14 protein-coding genes and 1 CRISPR repeat array (1 of these 15 only partly in view) are annotated in these 17,459 nt (G+C 42.7%); of the genes, 1 reads left to right on the top strand and 13 read right to left on the bottom strand.

The annotated features are described in order from the left end of the window. Positions 1-528: a CRISPR direct-repeat array (repeat unit 36 nt; unit sequence GTTGTAAGTCTTTTCAATTTTGCATCAAACCACAAC) (it extends 3,854 nt beyond the left edge of the window). Between the two features lie 209 nt (positions 529-737). From cas2 to AC060N_RS02720, 10 genes are all read right to left on the bottom strand, one after another. Then, on the bottom strand, positions 738-1,043 hold the full coding sequence (gene cas2 / locus AC060N_RS02765; RefSeq protein ID WP_479525786.1) for a CRISPR-associated endonuclease Cas2: 306 nt from the start codon (positions 1,041-1,043) through the stop codon (positions 738-740). Between the two features lie 114 nt (positions 1,044-1,157). After that, complete coding sequence (cas1, locus tag AC060N_RS02760; RefSeq protein ID WP_479525785.1) at positions 1,158-2,048, bottom strand: type II CRISPR-associated endonuclease Cas1; 891 nt, start codon at positions 2,046-2,048, stop codon at positions 1,158-1,160. Positions 2,049-2,107: 59 nt separating this feature from the next. Beyond that, positions 2,108-2,509, bottom strand: a complete 402-nt coding sequence (locus AC060N_RS02755) for a transposase (protein ID WP_479525784.1) — start codon at positions 2,507-2,509, stop codon at positions 2,108-2,110. Positions 2,510-2,749: 240 nt separating this feature from the next. Further along, the gene (locus tag AC060N_RS02750) at positions 2,750-3,217 is read right to left on the bottom strand and encodes a hypothetical protein (RefSeq protein ID WP_479525783.1); all 468 of its coding nucleotides are present in this window, start codon (positions 3,215-3,217) and stop codon (positions 2,750-2,752) included. 58 nt (positions 3,218-3,275) lie between these two features. Further along, positions 3,276-7,673, bottom strand: a complete 4,398-nt coding sequence (cas9, locus tag AC060N_RS02745; protein ID WP_479525782.1) for a type II CRISPR RNA-guided endonuclease Cas9 — start codon at positions 7,671-7,673, stop codon at positions 3,276-3,278. Between the two features lie 650 nt (positions 7,674-8,323). Then, positions 8,324-8,710, bottom strand: coding sequence for an HU family DNA-binding protein (locus AC060N_RS02740; protein WP_479525781.1), 387 nt, complete (start codon positions 8,708-8,710; stop codon positions 8,324-8,326). Positions 8,711-8,959: 249 nt separating this feature from the next. After that, positions 8,960-9,610 (bottom strand): transposase, encoded by a 651-nt coding sequence (locus tag AC060N_RS02735; RefSeq protein ID WP_479525780.1) that lies wholly within the window; start codon positions 9,608-9,610, stop codon positions 8,960-8,962. A gap of 54 nt (positions 9,611-9,664) precedes the next feature. Beyond that, a complete protein-coding gene (locus AC060N_RS02730) occupies positions 9,665-10,306 on the bottom strand; it encodes a DUF5675 family protein (protein ID WP_479525779.1) in 642 nt (213 codons plus the stop codon). 3 nt (positions 10,307-10,309) lie between these two features. Then, positions 10,310-10,945: a hypothetical protein gene (locus tag AC060N_RS02725; protein WP_479525778.1), complete on the bottom strand. Its 636-nt coding sequence runs from the start codon at positions 10,943-10,945 to the stop codon at positions 10,310-10,312. Positions 10,946-10,979: 34 nt separating this feature from the next. Beyond that, the gene (locus tag AC060N_RS02720) at positions 10,980-11,102 is read right to left on the bottom strand and encodes a hypothetical protein (RefSeq protein ID WP_479525777.1); all 123 of its coding nucleotides are present in this window, start codon (positions 11,100-11,102) and stop codon (positions 10,980-10,982) included. A gap of 426 nt (positions 11,103-11,528) precedes the next feature. Here AC060N_RS02720 and AC060N_RS02715 point away from each other — a divergent pair, with 426 nt between their 5' ends. Next, on the top strand, positions 11,529-12,374 hold the full coding sequence (locus AC060N_RS02715) for a YecA family protein (RefSeq protein WP_479525776.1): 846 nt from the start codon (positions 11,529-11,531) through the stop codon (positions 12,372-12,374). Between the two features lie 278 nt (positions 12,375-12,652). On the opposite strand, the gene AC060N_RS02710 is transcribed toward AC060N_RS02715, so the two are convergent. The 3 genes from AC060N_RS02710 to AC060N_RS02700 form a co-directional block, all read right to left on the bottom strand. Beyond that, a complete protein-coding gene (locus AC060N_RS02710) occupies positions 12,653-13,534 on the bottom strand; it encodes an SDR family oxidoreductase (protein ID WP_479525775.1) in 882 nt (293 codons plus the stop codon). Between the two features lie 264 nt (positions 13,535-13,798). Continuing rightward, on the bottom strand, positions 13,799-15,583 hold the full coding sequence (locus AC060N_RS02705; protein ID WP_479525774.1) for an AMP-dependent synthetase/ligase: 1,785 nt from the start codon (positions 15,581-15,583) through the stop codon (positions 13,799-13,801). 28 nt (positions 15,584-15,611) lie between these two features. After that, positions 15,612-17,402: an AMP-dependent synthetase/ligase gene (locus tag AC060N_RS02700; protein WP_479525773.1), complete on the bottom strand. Its 1,791-nt coding sequence runs from the start codon at positions 17,400-17,402 to the stop codon at positions 15,612-15,614. Positions 17,403-17,459: the final 57 nt, after the last annotated feature.

The following is a 17,459-nucleotide window of genomic DNA, read 5'->3' as shown; positions in this document are numbered from 1 at the left end:
CCTAAACGGAAGAAGGGTGTAATGTCTGATGTTGTAAGTCTTTTCAATTTTGCATCAAACCACAACAGTAGTAACACGCTTGGCGCCGGAAATCATGTTGTAAGTCTTTTCAATTTTGCATCAAACCACAACGTTTGATAACAGCTATGAGACGCAAGAGTAGTTGTAAGTCTTTTCAATTTTGCATCAAACCACAACGTATTCTGCCAGTCAATCTTTACTGGCTTAGTTGTAAGTCTTTTCAATTTTGCATCAAACCACAACAGTTACGACCAATCCCACAAATAGTCAAGTGTTGTAAGTCTTTTCAATTTTGCATCAAACCACAACGCCTTCGTATCCAACAATATCCTTCCAGATGTTGTAAGTCTTTTCAATTTTGCATCAAACCACAACACCGTACCATCTACCGTATCATCCCCCTTAGTTGTAAGTCTTTTCAATTTTGCATCAAACCACAACTATACCCTGTTTCTGGTACTCGTATGGCTGGTTGTAAGTCTTTTCAATTTTGCATCAAACCACAACCTTGGGCTCTTCTACCCCTATTTCACAAGGGCTTTAGCGATTTATTCAAACCATTAAATCGTTGTTTGGCTCCAAAGAAGTGGTTCGACACCCCATTTTTTCGATTCTAAATATAATGATGCTTTTGAAGAATCAGTATGTCAAAGAGCGATTTTCTCTGGTTCCAACTTTTCCAAAGTTTGAAACTTTGGAAAAGTCTCCGTTCAAATTTAAAACATTTCCAGTTGTTTCGGACCTTCCGGCATGGGCGAACTACGCTTGCCCCAGTAATTGTTGATGTTGCCATACTGCTTATCCGTCACCGTCAATATACTGACCTGTCCCTTCTCCGGAACGTAACTCTTTACCCGCTTAATGTGTACTTCCGCACTCTCCTTGCTGGCACAATGCCGGTTATATACCGAATATTGCATCATCGAAAACCCATCGTTCAATAAATCTTTGCGGAAACGGGTAGCCTGCCGTCGCTCCTTCTTTGTGGTAACGGGCAGGTCGAAAAAGACAAATAGCCACATAATGTGATAGGCGTTTAGGCGGGTTTGTTCCATGGTTTCTTGTGTGCTTGCGTTTCTTTTGTCTTTTCCAAAGTTTTGAACTTTGGAAAAGTAGAAGGCGTTGGAAAAGTTAACTCACGCAAATACCGGATAACTGATTTTCCGGCTCTCACCGTTAAAACAGCGGGACAGCGACGCAGTGGTTTGTGACAAGGCCACCATCAATGGCCGTTTATTGCCGTTAATCGCCACATCGATGCTCATCAGATTCAGCATGGATGCTTTCATTTCCTTATTCAGTTGCAGTTCATCCGGATATTCCTGATGAACATGCAAAGCCAGCCGGTCGACATAAGGCCGGTAGGGCTCCATCACGTCATCAGCCAAAGCAAAAGCATTGTACCGGTTGTGGTGGTGAATACCCAGGGTAGGCAACAATCCCGAGCCGGACAGTGCCCGGGCCACAGCAGAACGCAACAAAATGTATCCGTAATTCAACAAGTGGTTGGGGGCCGGACCAAACCGGTCGCGATAGAAAGTATTACCCAACAAGCGGTTCCAGTAGATGCGGGCAGCCAGTCCTTCCCGGTTCTCCACATCTCCGCTTTTCACACTCTTCGCATAACTCCGCAACTCAAAAGCTTTGTGCCCCGATTTCTCCAACATCGTTGCCTGGTTAGAGATTTTCGCTTCAATCGTCTGTTTCCACAAATTCTTCCGCAATGGCTCCGACGCGCTAATCTGCGCCCGGAATAACTCATTCTGCACACTATGGCTGTCCAGGTTCAGCAACATGGATGAGGGCATGTGTTTGCTGTCGCAGAAGACAACCGCCACATTGTGCTCGTTCAAAAACTCAATGAGTTTCATGCTGAAACTGATTTGCGGATGATCGAGCACCACAAAGCCAATATCTTCCACCGGTACAGTCTTCGTACTCAGTTCGTCTTTCGATTGGACGACCAACTGTTTATTCTTCAGACTTAGGTAATAAGGATTGGAGAAAAATAACGTTCGTTTTAGCATAGGTTGTTGTTTTTGGCGTAACGCTTAACTTTTCCAAAGTTTTGAACTTTGGAAAAATTTCAGATTTCTACATCAAAAGGATGGCGATGACAGGCCCTAAAATTATCCGGCCCATCAAACCACTTCAATAACTCTTCCCGGGCGATCAGCGTCGACCTGTTGGAAATGACTGCATTGAATGATGAATATTTCCACGCCGACGGATGCTCCGCGAAACCGTGTACAACCGGGTTAAAATGAATATAGTTCACCAGTTTCATAAAGTATTCTTCCGTGGTTAACTCCTTCCGCCGGAAATTCTTATAGAAAAGACTTCCCTTTCGGTTTTGTGAACGATTGAATGCCTGGGTATAACTACTGAACAGGTTGGCAAACTGCTTACTGACCAACTTTTCCAAAGTTTCGAACTTTGGAAAAGATTTCAACTCTTTCAGCTGCGCTCCTTCCTTAATTCTCACCATAAGATGAAAATGGTTGGGCATTAAACAATACGCGAACGTATCTGCTACCGGAGAAATAAAATGGGCATAACGCTGTAGAAAAAAACGGTAATGCCGATTCTCCGTAAAGAGTTCATCCCTACCGTTGGCATGATTGTATATGTGATAATATTTGTCTGGTTCCAGCGGAATCATTGGTTAGCTTTTCTTTTGTATTGCACCTTTTCCAAAGTTTGAAACTTTGGAAAAGATTTAACTCGTCTATATCCGTTCAACATTTCCGAGAATATCGATTTTCACCTTAATCGGATTCCATCTTTCCCAAGCTACGAAACTCTGGATGTCTATTTCCTCATTCTTGTTATCTAACGTCGAAGCCAGGTGATGCCTGAACGTATAATAAGAGCTTGAAACCTTTTGTACGCGATATAAGTGCTTATTCAAAAGTCCAACATTCCTTTTACTAATTTCTAGTTCCTCATCGTCCAGCCCCAGTAGAAACATATCGTTAATCTCCAGGGTCGCTATCATACGCTTGCCATTCTCCGGCAACTGGTAAACAGAATCGTTCTGTTTTCTACGCTCCACAACTTCAATAAATGATACAACCTGTTCTTTCAAATTTCCGTCAAAATCTTCATAAATCAGCACATGATGATTATTACGGGGATTAACATGCTGGTTAATGTTCGATTTCAACTGAATGGCATTTCCAATATTCTCTTTCATGGGTAGTAGGGATTCGAGAAAAATAAGGTTCGTTTTAACATGGGTTGTTCTCTTTAGGTTATTTTCTTTTTATATTTCCCAACGGGTCGAGTTTAAAATCAACGTCTTCGATGAGAGCATTAAAATTGGTATGCAGAAACTTTCGGTAATTAATCGTTGATTTATCTAATTCAAAGATGCCATCTTTGACCTTCAAGGAAGACACCTTTTCCGCACACTGGTTGTGCAGACAGAAAACAACTGCATAATTTCCGCTTTCGCCAAATCCTTTAATTTCATATAACCTTTGTATTAATTGATTTTGGGAATCCCAGTTCAAATCATTTCCAGTTTCACCAGGTTGTAAGAGTAACACATATTGATTCGCATGAAAAACTCGTTGCAACTCCATGTATATTTTCTTTCCTCGAACTATGAAATATTCATTCTCAGAAACTTTAACCGGATATTCACTCTGAGAAAGTAACCTTCCAGCATCAAGGTTATTCAAAAATTTGTACCTAATATTTTTACCATCCGAATAAATCCCAAGCTGATAATTCCCATCATTATCTACATAAGTCATTTGCTTATAATCGTTGCCAAATTGTTTGACCCGGAACTCATGTTTAGCAGATAAATGGGAGTTTTCCTTCAATGGAATGCCGGTTAAGAATCCTTTTGCTTTGACTTGTCTACAGCGAATAGATTTGATTCTCATTTCCTTTAATTTTTCTGTGGCCGGCAAAATGATTTCACCTTTACTTCGAACACTTTTTAGGCCTCCATTTTGTTCTATCCGATTCTTAATACCCTCATCAACAATATTCTTCAAATTAGCAGGAGTGAGTTTATCTACGGGCATTCGTTTGACATACCAATCTTCGAACAATTCTTTCCCCTCTGTATCCTGCGGAACTCCGCTTTTATCATTTTGAAGAGGTCGCTTAATTCTGGCATATAGCGATTCCTTGTTTAAGGAGTCCCTGACTCCCGAAGTAGAACTGCCTGCTCTATCATTATGCCAGGTATATCTTGCTTCTTTTTCATAGACAATTTCGCCAACTTTATTACGGACATAATCGTAACCTTTCAATAAAATAGTGTCTTCTCTTTCAGAACAATCATCAAAGGACCTTAACACCTCGGTGATTACGCCATTTTTGTTTCCATCTTTATATCTGTGTAATACAAAATCAGGATTATCGTTATTTATCAGCCCTTTAACCGGAATCTTATTTCCATATTTGTCCTGTTTGTATTTCCACTCCAACACTTTAATCTGACCATTCGAAGATTTTTGGATCTTTTCTGCTCGATGAACAATTTTCCCTCGAATCCTGATCTTCTTTTTAGTTTGTCTTTTAAACTTATCCTTGTAATGATGAGATACGACAACTTGTTCCTTTAATTGCTCCAATTGACTAGTAAAATCTTTCCAAGGCGAAAGTTCCCCTTTAATTATTTCGAGCTCATCATTTATCCTTTGCATTGGTTTATTTAAATCCTTTGCATATAGCACGGCCTTCCTTAATTCTTCATTTAAGTAATAATATCTTTCAAGTATCCTTATCGCATTTGGCTTTCTTCTTGCAAATTCAACTGAACAAGCACAGAAGATTGCATCAATAGTGTGATGAACATGGTTACTCCTATCCTTTCTGTAACCCAATATATCTCTGTACTCATCAATAAAACCAGCATTTATTGAAAAAACATTGTTAAAAGAACTTCGTAAATATAAGCGTGCATACTTGTTGATTATACCAATATCGACTAGCTGTCTGTTTTTAAATCCGTCTGTTACCTCTTTTGCTTTAAAGTTGTTGACTTTCTTTCTCCAATATTTTAGGTGCTCATACAAATAGTGCCGCTGCTGAATGTTGTCATTTCTCCTTTCCTTATCCTGAATATTTTTGCCTTTCCGTTTTAGTGCCTCAATACGGTCTTCAAGTTCTTCAATCTTAGTTTCCCAACGTGCAATAAACCCATTAATATTGGCCTTATATTTTGGGTCAAGTTCATTAGGAATTTGATTCTTTTTAATACTTCTATTGAAATAAGCCTCAGAGATTGTCTTATTTGCCATAGAATTGTCAAAGGACTTGCTTAACGGAATGGTATGCTCAAAGTCAATTTTATTGTCATCGAACAAATCAGAGATACTTATTTGATTTCCGGTATAAATGCATATTCCGTTTTGCTCCTTCCACAAACGATATTTCTCAATTGCATCCTTTGGTAATTTTATACGATCCGCTTTTTTTGTATACTGATAAGAATCGCTTTCAAGCGTATTGTAAAAAGTTTCAGACTCTTCAATCAATTCATGCTGCTCAACCCAAAATTTTAGTTTTCTTTTATCATCTTCAGTAGGAATCCGATTTTCCCCTTTTTCTCTAAAGAATTCACTTAATATGGTTGCATAAAACTCGTTTTCAGTTTCGCGTTCTCTTTGATAGCGTTCAATGGCTTTACGTTTGTTATAGTCATTGACTTCACGACCAGTCTCAATTACTATTTGCGTATCATCATCTACTAAATCCTGTTTTATTAGTTCATTTACAACCCGTCTTAATTCATACATTGCTCGCATGAAGAGGGGATTTTTAATTGAACTAGTCATAGGACTTCTCAATAATCTACGCCCATTTTCGTCTGGCTCAGAACTCGGATAGAATTCAATTGCTGAAGGATGATACAATCTAGAGGCTAATTCTCTATCAATACTGAATTTATTAACGAGAACATCTTCAACCTGCTTCTTAATACTCAATGTTTTTTTAAAAGCACCGCCTACACTTCCAACTCGTAATTGTTCTTCAAATTCAATTTCAACATTTTCAATTATCTTTTGTTGTTCATCAACCGAGTAACTCGACCATGTATTCTCTCCATAAAAGTTGATAACATTCTGAAGAACTAGCTTCTTGTCATGTTCATCCAACAAGTAATTGGGGTGTGCATTTTTGAAATCCTCCCTAAAAACAGATATACATGCATTTACAATATTTGCAATCTTTCTGTCAAATGAATAATACTTAAATATTTTTTCAACTTCGTCGATTATTTCTTCCAACTGCTCCGTCTTTCCACATTTTTCTAAAATGTCTGGTATTTTTGCAAGAATAATTGCCTTGTCTGCTGGATAACCTTGCTTTAAAAAATTTAATATTCGTTCAATAGCCCTATAGCTCAGGTTAGAGTATCCTTGTTTAATCGGAGCATTGATCAATTTTTCTGCAGCTTTAGGATCCAACCTTAATTTGTTTTGAGCAATCGCCAATAGAGGCTCATCTTTTTTGTCTTGCATAAAATGGTCAAAAAGCATATGCCAGACATCCTTGATTTCAATATATTTTTCCTTGCCATTTTTATCTGTTCCGTTATTAAAACGAACAGTCCTCCAACTATCTCCAAAAACATTCTTTAAGTGCGCACTTACAGGGCATCCACTAACTGTTGTAGTATCTTTGTAATTGAAGTCATACAATCCGGCTTTATCTAATCTTGAATGTATATCCTCAAACTTAAAAGAGGATTTCTGTCTATAAAAAAGAGGTTTAATTAATTCTACTGCATTATCAATGTAATTTTGTTCATACAAAGATTCAAACTCTTTTTCATCTTCCCCTTTCTTCTTGATTTTTATGTTGCTTATAAAGGAATACATGCGGTAATCTTCGAACTCGATTGAACTTAACGGACAGCGAAGTTTATTTTTCTCGAATACACATTTGCCAACATTACCCTTTTGAGATTTCAAGGGCCGTGCTTCAAAAATGGCCTTTCGAACCTCCTCTGTAAATTCTTGTGATAAAGATTGCTTTTGACAAATAAGCAGGAAATCATTTTGCAAGGTTATTCTTGAAATTTCATTCTGCTCTGAAGTATTTCTTATTCTTTCTGCATTCTTATGCTTTTCAAATAAAACATTGCTACATGTTTTATCACCATATTTTTTCAAATACTTTTGATGGTACTCAACATCTTTTGGTAAATCCTTTTTGTTTTCATTTAGTGATGAAATATCCTTTTTATTACTCTTAAAACCACGCCTTTGAGTAAAATGATAGAAAATTCGTCCCAATTCTCGTTTTGATAATACTTTGCCATCAATTGCATCGACACGCAACTCATAGGGATTTAATTTAAACCACTCTTGAATTTCCTTACGTACTGGATACTTGCGCTCTTTTTGCCACAACATCAATTCTTCGTCTGAAAATGGATGATACTCATTTCCAAGAAGTCTTAAAAGTTCTATTTTCCTGCCTTTTCTTCGATAGATCAATTTCCTGGCGCCCCGAATACGTGTCCGTTCTGAGGCTCTGGAAACATCTTGGTGTTCGTCTCCATATCCCCTCTGAAATATATGAACACCTTTATGAAGAAGTTTAAACGTTCCGTCAACTAGTTCTACTACTGCCCAGCCAATGCTGTTGGTTCCGAGGTCGAGTCCTAATATTTTAGCCATGGTTGTTTGTTTTTGGGTTGATAACTTTTCCAACGTTTTGAACTTTGGGAAAGCTTTATTTCTATAATTTATTGTTTCGTATGTTGTAATTATTTATCTTCGATGACATAAAACAAGAATTCAATTTGCATCTTATCACAATAAGGCTATATGCCGAAGGAACTTATTCCTATACTCCCGCTTCGGTGGGAGTTTTTATTTTTACCCGATTCGGTGAAGTAATTCCATAGAGGTTCTCTCTCCTGGATGATTGAAATCACTTCTTTTCCATAATTTCTTCCCTTCCTTAAATAAGCGCATTTCGATTTTATGTAAACGGTTCAGTTAGTCTCATCACTGAAGATATTCGTTCAGTAATAGAATGGTTACAAAACAGGTAGGTAAAAAATCAAAGCGTTAGGATTTTCTAATTTATCAATAAAATGTGGTTTGGCAAGAGCCAGCGAATAAATCTTTCTAATGCTCTTTTTAATGGTTAACAATACATTTTTAGAAAAACAAAAGCCTCTTTTTAAAAAGCACGCGTGCTTTAAGGTGAAACCACACGTGGTTTGAGTGAAAACCTAACGTGATCCTGAACAAAACCACACGTGGTTTTAAGGAAGATCACACGTGGTTTCAACCAAAACCACGGCAGCTTTCTGTAACTATTATTCTACTTTATTAAAACCTGCCTCTTTCAACGCATTGATAATGCGCTTACCGGGCCGGTAGTTAACACTTACTCTGCGAATGGTATTCCCATTCACTTTATCAGCTTCCAGCTCGCCACTACTGCTGATACTCGGGTAAAGACTGCCCAGCTTTTCCAGCCTGACAATCCGGCTTTGCGCCAACTTGCTCTGAATGGTATTTTCCAGGGCAATGATCACACCACGGATATCAGCCTCTGATAGCGCACTGAACTTTTCGATTTCGGCAACGAGTTCATCCATGGTAACTTCCTTGCCATTTACAATTTGTGCATAGAACTTTTTCTCGCCACCTCCGACTACGCCGGGTTGGCCTTTTTCAACAACTTTATAATCAATAGACATATTTCTATTTTTTTAAGGGTTAATGAATAATTTGATTTCAAAGAGGCTTTTGTTTATTGTTAGTTCGTTTGATTCTCAAATTTCCTACCCTGTCAGCGTCAAACATCTTTTTTCCCGACGCTGTCAGGTGCTCCGCACGCTGACAGGTCTGTGTTCTGTTCTTTAACCACCGTCAGGGTTTTCAACCACTGACGGGGTGGGGTTCCAATCCCTGTCGGTGGTCGTGGACCCCGACAGTGGTCAGCGCTTCTATCCACTTATCTTCAACCACTGTTCAATTCGTCCCCGATCGATGCTGCGCCGGTGCATGGCGATGAAGTTGGCGCGGTCGTCAAACCAGTCCACCACTTCTTTGCGGTGTAGTTTAGTCGGCTTTACCGACACACACGCGGCGTAAGAGCTCCAAGGATAACCCAATGGGTGGTCGCTGAAACCATGGTGGATTGGATTATTATGAATGTAAATCACCACCTGCCGCAGGTAGTGTTCGTCAGTTATCAACTTCCGTTTGAAAGGACGTTCGAACAGCGCTCCGTGGCGGGCGTGACGTTTGTTGAAGGCCTTGGTATATGCATTAAATAAATTGGAAAAATATTGAAAGGGTGGTTTTAAACCTGACAGGTTTTGAAAACCTGTCAGGTTAGGTGCTCCGATGCTGTTTGAAACCCTGTCAGGGTTGGTAAAATCAAACTCCTTTTCCTCCTTTATCCTTACCAACAAATGAAAATGGTTAGGCATTAGCACCCACGCATACGTATCAGCAATGGGATGAATGTATTTATCGTACAACCGCAAAAAATGGAGATAATTATCTTCTTCCGTAAACAGATTTTCTCCGTTGATGCCGCGGTTGTAGATGTGATAAAAACGGTCGGAGATGATGGGTTCGATTTTTTGCATTGGTCTTTTGTTTAAACCTGACAGGGTTTCGAAACCTGTCAGGTTAGATGTTTTTCACCCCAAATACTTACCGCTCACCCATCCTTCGACGTGGATGCGGGACCAGCCGTCGCGCTGTTCGATGGTTTCGACACCGGTATTTTCGAACAACACACCCATCCGGTTACCGCCCGGTGAGGTGCGGAAGTTCAGCTGGTCGGCCACCACCAGTTGGTCCGATTCCGCCGGTTCGGGTTTGCCGTTGATGTTGTCACGGTAGGCAATCCAAACCGCCTCGCCCAATTCGAGCACATTGGCAATCATCGGGTAGATGCGCTGATAGGCTTTCCGGCTTTCGCCGATGAAACCGTCCCGTTCGATGTTTACCTGTGACGTATCGCCCACCAGCAGGCAACCGTCGGTGTCGTCATCGGTATTCCCGGTATGAATAAGAATACCTTCGAAGCCAGGCACACCCACGATGTGCAACATTCCCTTGTGGAAATCGGCACCATACCGTTCCAGGTACTTTGTATGCAGACGGCTCTGTTCGTATAATTCCACGCGGTAGCGCCCGGCGGGAATGCCCGTCTGACCGTATTGTTTCTTGTCACGCGGCCGGTCTTCGAGAGTATAACAGGCAAAGGTGCCGTTGATGAGCAGCATCCCCAGCGCCGATTCGCCGGAGGTGCTGTACCGTATCACTTGCAGTTCCATGGGCTATCCTTTTGCGTTGGTAAACGATTCAGTGGTCGTCGGAACAGCAGATGACTGGGTCCGGAAGCGCTGTTCCATCAGGTTGGTTTTGTCTGCACTGCCTTTGCTGGAACCGAAAAAGTACGAGAGTACCATAGTGAAGCCGGCCACCAGGGCACCAAACAGCTGGTTAATGGCTCCATTGGTGGAGAAGGTCTTCCCGTTAAACGAGCCTATAACGGCCATCATCACCAGGGTAAAAAAGCCAACCACCACGATAATGGCTAATGCCAGGAAAAGCCAGTCGCGACGTCCGGTCGCATTGGTGACCTGGATTTCCCGCCGACGGGCATCCTGCACATCGCCCAGGTACGATTGTGTTTCTTCCAGTTCGATGCGGGCTGATTGCAGCAACAACTCCTGCAACTGCACCTTGTTGGTGGCCTCCAGCTCTTTCAGTTTGACCAGCAGCTCGGGATGGTCGCTCAACTGTTGCTCGATGGCTTCCGGGTCATCGTCGAGGATGCCCGTCGCGCCTTTGACGAGGTTTATGATCCGGTCGGATGCTCCGCCGGTAACAATGCTCCCTAACAGGGGAAGGCCTTTTTTGAGCAAGGTTTCGCCCAGCTTCCTCAGGCCGCTTTTCTTGTCTTTTTTCATGTGTATAGGATTGGTAGGTAAATGATTGATCGGCTTAGTCTCTCCTGCCCGGAGTGAGCAGGATATTTTTCTCATTGATAGGATAAACACGGGAATGGGTTACCTCCGGAGTGAGGTTTCCCAGTAGGGGCAAAAGGTTGTTCGTCGGTCGTTTCATCAGTCTCGGTTTGAGGTTATACTTGTCACTTTCAGCCGGAAATTACCTGTCGATTCCGGTTGTTTTCTTTTTTCCCCCGTAAACTGATGCTATTGTTTTCTGTCTGTGGCTAGCCGGATGGTCACCCGGTTGAACCAAAATGATAGTCTAACTTAATCATTATATGGTTAAGAATCAATCTAAACAAAAGTCAATTACACTGCAATATAGTGTCTTACTGCGTGCATTAATGACAGATTACTTATTGCCAGATAAAAATGACTTTTGTATTAGTCGTTATCGTAATGGTGAACATCCTTTAGAAAGAAGATTAGCCCGTCCCGGAAGTTTACCCCGAACCATCTTAAAAAAGGTGCCCGGAAAAATTACCTTGACTGGCAAACTCTTTTTATTCCTTTATCTTTGCCCCCATCAAACCATATCGACATGACAACCCAAGAGGCGCTGGCCATTCTGCATAAAACACAAGACGGAATTCCGTTTGAAGCACTGGATTTTCTGTACCATCAACCAACCGACAAAGAGCTGGAAGAGAAGATCATTTTCCACCTGGAACATGCGTACGACGAAGCATTGATGCTGAAAAAGAATGGTCAGTTTTCCAATCTGCCCCTTTGGTACGCCATTCTGGCGGAAGCCCATGCCACCCGAAAAATGACCGATGCGGTTGTTAAGCTTTTTACCACACCCGATGCACCCGATTGGGACATCCTGAACGAACAGGGACTTTACCTGGTGGGATTGCTGGCGGAAAAGTTCCCGGAAGTGATTGATACCTTCCTGGATGCCGTTGCGAAAGAGGTAAAAGAAGAACACGAAACGCCGTACCTTTTTCTATACGAGTGTCTGGCTTTCGCCGATAACGCCCATGCTGAGAAGGTTTCAGCTTTGCTGAAAAATAAGAAAACCAAATGGCGGGAACTGCTCGCCGTTCAGGCAGCTGAGGCCGGGATGACTGAATGTGAACCGGCCTTACAGGACTTCTACAAAGAATATGAACAACACACACAGACCGGAACGGAAGAGAACCGCATCAGGGTGGAAATAGCCTACGCGCTGGAGGTCTTGAAAAAAGAGAAAAAGCACCCGAACAGTTACTATCTGCAGCGCGGCAACTGGAAAAACCACTACCAGCAGCTCGCTCCTCTTTTCGAAACTGAAAAACCCATGCTGGCCGGCATTACCAGCAACGTAGGCCGAAACGATTTATGTCCCTGCGGTTCAGGGAAAAAATACAAACATTGCTGTATGAAGAAGATTCAGGGAAATTAAAAAATCCGGCAGCTGACTTATCGAAAAGACTCCAGAGGAGTCATATATTGTTAGCGCTGCAAAACGAAAACGCGATACGACTCCGGCCGGAGTCGCACGAATACATCAACGCCACCTTGCTAACAACATGTCATCCCTGCCGGGATGAAGAGAATTCTACCACGAGGTCTTAGAGTTATTTAAAAATATGCTGTAAACAACTTTTCCAAAGTTCGAAACTTTGGAAAAGTTGTAGCACAAAAAAGCCGGTTCACTGACCGGCTTCGATTTATCTGATTTTATTTCTTTTCCTGTTTTATCCACTTATGCTTATACGCGTTCGCGAATGTCTTGAAATCAATCGGGTCGCGACCGGTAAGCCGTTTAAAATCCTCGGTTACCACATTCATCTTGCCATTCCGCGCTCCGCTGTACAACAATCCCATCACCTTCACAAAAGCCAAGGGTTTTTTCTCCCTGATTTTCTGCCGCATAAACATCAGCGTGCTGGGGCGGGGATAACGAATTTCCCGATCGAGAACCGAAGAAAGAATTCCCACCAGCTCATAGTAAGTCATGGTTTGCGAGCCGGTAATCTCATACGTCATATTTTCGTGGCCCGGTTCGGTGAGTACCCGTCCTAACACTTCAGCCACGTCACGCACATCGATGTAGTTGACCGGCGTATTCCCGGCAGGGATATACACCTTGTTATTTTCCAGAATCTCCTTCCGGTGAATGGTCGTGAGATTTTGCATAAAGAAGCAGGGCCGCACAAATGTGTAACTGATTCCCAGGTTCAGCAGGTAGTTCTCAATCTTGTAATGAGGAAGCAATTTATTCCGCTCAGCCCCAATGACCGACAAGAAAACGATTTGCTTCACCCCGCGACGGGCCGCTTCATCTAAAAACGGGTAAATATATTTCGACACATCAGAAAGTTGATGTGGCCTGACCAGCAAAATTTTCGTTACGCCCTCGAGTGCTGCTGCATATGTCGAAGGTTCGTCAAATTCGAACGGGATGAACTGGCAATTCCCTGCACCAATATCATGGTGGGCACGTTCCTCATCCCGAACGGCAGCAAGCAATTCCACTCCGGGCAGATTTTTTTCGCCTAAGTACTTCAGCGTTGCCAACCCTACATTCCCCGTGGCACCGGTTATTAAAATTTTCTCCATTGCATACTGGATTATTCGGTAAAGCAATTACTTATAAAAGTAACTCTCTTTAACCTGACAAAAGTAATGGATTAGCTGAAAAACCCGATCGTTAATAAAGATTGATTTTTACATAATCAGAAAAAATATGTTGTTTTTCTGAAAACTACCATTCCTATACTATTCAACTCCAACCGTCGCTAAAAGTTTTACACATACAGAAGGGAAGATCCGGATAATGAATCTTCCCTTCAGAATAAATGATAGGTTGGATTTAGTCACCGGCTACTGCACCGGGTTATTGTAAATATCATCAATCAACTTCTTGTACTTCTGTGCCACAAACTTACGTCGCAGCTTCAGTGTTTGTGACAACTCGCCCGACTGGGGCGACCATGCTTCACAAACCAACCGGAAACGTTTGATTTCCTCGTGCTGTCCCAAAACCTTATTGATTTCGCGAACCACTTTCCGGTATTGATTCATCACTTCCGCCGTCCGCACCAACTCTTTATTATCATGAAAGTGAATCTTCCGTTCGGCGCACCAATCGTGCAGGAAATCAAAATTAGGAGAAATCAGCGCACTGGCAAATTTCTGGTTTTCACCAATCACCATCATCTGCTCGATGAAGAGAGATTCCTTGAATTTATTCTCGATCATCTGCGGTGCGATGTATTTTCCGCCCGACAATTTAAAAATTTCCTTCTTTCGATCGGTAATTTTCAGGTATTTTCCTTCAACTAATGTTCCCACATCGCCGGTATGAAACCATCCTTCGTCGTCGATTACCTCCCGGGTCATCTCCGGTTCCTTGTAATATCCCTGCATCACATTCGGTCCCTTCACGAGGATTTCTCCGTCATCGGCAATCCGCACCTCAACACCGGGAAGAACCGGACCATTGGTGCCAATTTTCAGTTCGCCGGTAGCCGGATTCGCTACCGCGATAACCGGTGAAGTTTCCGTCAAACCGTAACCTTCGAGCGTGCAGATTTTCGCTGCGCCAAACACCCGCGCAATTCGTTCCTGCAGAGCAGCGCCGCCCGAAACAATGTAATGCACATTTCCGCCAAGTGCCGCTCTCCACTTCGAGAAAACCAGTTTGTCGGCAATAGCGAGCTTCAGACGATATCCCGGGCCAAATTTCACCTGGTAATCAAATCGTTCGGTCAGGCCAAGCGCCCAGAAAAATATTTTGCGTTTGATTCCGGTCAGTTGTTCCCCTTTTCCAATAATGCCGTCGTAAATACGCTCCAGCAGACGAGGCACCGTATTGAAGAGATGAGGCTTTACCTCTTTCACCGCCGGCATAATCTGAGCAATGCTTTCGACGTAATAAACTCCCATTCCTTTGTACTGAAAATGGTAGTTCATCGACCGCTCGTACACATGGCAAAGTGGTAAAAATGAAATGACCCGGTGTTGATCTCCCAATTCGTGATTCTGCGCATGCGCCTTGAAATTGGACACCAGATTTTTATGTGAAAGCATCACCCCTTTCGGTTTCCCGGTTGTACCGGAAGTATAAATGAGTGTTGCGATTTCATCCTCACTCATGCTGTTTTTCAGCTCGCCGACTACACCACGGAAATGGCTCTCATTGGTTTCGCCCAGCGAATAAATTTCACTGATATGCCGCGCCCCTTCCACTTCGTTAAACGAGAATATCTCTTCGATTGACTCCAGCTCATCAGCCAGTGGCTTCAATTTTTCATACATCTTCGCATCGGAGACAAACAGAAAACGGGCCTCGGAATGAGCCAGGATATACCGGTACTCTTCTTCACTAATCGTTGGGTAAATGGGAACATGCACGCCGCCAGACAACGACAGTCCCATGTCGAGAAAACTCCATTCGGGACGGTTACTGCTTACGGTGGCTACCTTGTCGCCTCGTCTCAGGCCCAAAGCCATTAAACCGTAGGCAAGCAGGTAAGCATGACGGGCATATTCTTCTGTACTGTACTTTTTCCATTCGTTTCCCTCTTTCCGGCAAAGAGCATCTTCGCGCGGAAAATTCTTTAAACAGTGATCGAGGAGATCGAATGTACGTGTTACTGCACTCATTTATTGTAGTTCTGAAATCGTTATCGAATTATTGGCGGGCGTTATGAGGATGACCGAATATTTCTTCCAGCTCAGCCTGGTATTTCTCCATCAACACATCCCTTTTCACTTTCAGCGTTTGCGACAACTCCCCGGTTGCCGGTGTCCACTCATCGGCCACCACTTTTATTTTCTTGATTTGCTCATGAGGAGCCAGCGTTTTATTTATCAAAGCCACCTCTTTTTGAATCCGGTCAATCGTTGCCGGATTCTGTATCAGCTCTTCGTTATCACGATAATTTATCTTGTGCTTGGCAGCCCAGAAATGCAGGTAATCAAAGGATGGAGAAATTAAAGTAGCAGCGAACTTCTCGTTCATCCCCACCACCAAAGCCTGCTCGATAAAACCGGAAGCTTTGAGTTTGTTCTCAATCACCTGCGGTGCAATATATTTCCCGGCCGAAAGCTTGAAAATTGATTTCTTCCGGTCGGTAATCTTCAAAAATTTTCCATCAATCAACGTTCCGATATCACCGGTGTGAAACCATCCGTCTTCATCAACCACCTCGTCGGTATATTCAGGATCTTTGTAATAGCCCAACATCACATTGGGCCCTTTGCACAAAATCTCGCCGTCTTCAGCAATCCGGCAGTCTACACCTTCCAGAACAGGTCCAACAGTGCCTACCATCTTCTCTTCTTTTTCCCAGCCATTAACAGCAATCACTGGTCCGGTTTCAGTCAGTCCGTAACCTTCCTGAATACTGATTCCCGTTGCAGAGAAAATCCTTCCCAACCGTTCCTGCATAGCCGCTCCACCAGTAATGATGACCCGAATTTTCCCGCCAAGGGCAGCACGCCACTTGTCGAAAATCAGTTTGCGGGCCATCTTCAGCTTAAAGCGGTAAAAAGGTCCGTAATTCTTCGAAGGATCGAATTTCTCCCCAAGCCTGACCGCCCAGAAAAAAATTGATTTTTTCAAACCTGTCAGGTCCTTCCCTTTGGCGATGATGTTGTCGTAAACCTTTTCCAGAAAGCGAGGCACGGTAGTAAACGTATCGGCTTTTACATCGCGCAAATCATTTACCACCGTCCCCAGGTTTTGCGCGTAATAAATGCTGACGCCTTTGTACTGGTAATGGTAATTGATCATGCGTTCGTAAATATGACAAAGCGGAAGAAAACTGATGGCTTTATCATTTTCATCAACCTTATTTCGGGAAGAAGTGGCGATAGCATTCGTCACGACACTCCGGTGAGCCAGCATAACACCTTTCGCGGTTCCGGTGGTTCCGGAAGTATAAATAATGGAAAGTAAATCCTCTTCGGTAATGCTACTCTTGATTCGCTCAACCTCTTCTTTGTATTCGTCCTGATGCTTCTCTCCCAACACGCAGATTTCTGACAGGCTACGCTCACTGTCGATATCATCTATTGTGAAAAAGAATTCCACATTCGCGGCTGCACCGGCTACTTTCTTCAGGCGGTTGTACATGGTACGGTTTCCCACCACCACGGCACGACAATCGGAATGGGAAAGCAGGTAAGTATATTCTTCTTCCGTCAGGTTAGGATAAAGGGCTACGTGAACTGCTCCAACCTGCGCCATCCCCATATCCATGATATTCCATTCGGGACGACTATTGGAAACTGTGACAATTTTGTCGCCGGGTTTTATACCCAAAGCCAGCAAACCATAACTAAAATGATTGACCTTTTCGATGTATTGCCGGGTGCTGTAAGTTTTCCACTTTCCATCCTGTTTGCCGGCAATGATTACCTCTTTATCAAAGTTGGCGGCCATCCGATCGAGCAGATCAAATGTTCTTGTCACTTTCATTATCCTTACTGGTTTAGTTCAATTTACAAAAGGCAGGTCTCTGCACCTGACAAAAAT

The sequence above is a fragment of the Prolixibacter sp. DSM 2831 genome (genome assembly GCF_056493735.1).
Note: the sequence above shows the minus strand (reverse complement) of the source record. Positions and strands in the feature narration are given on the sequence as shown.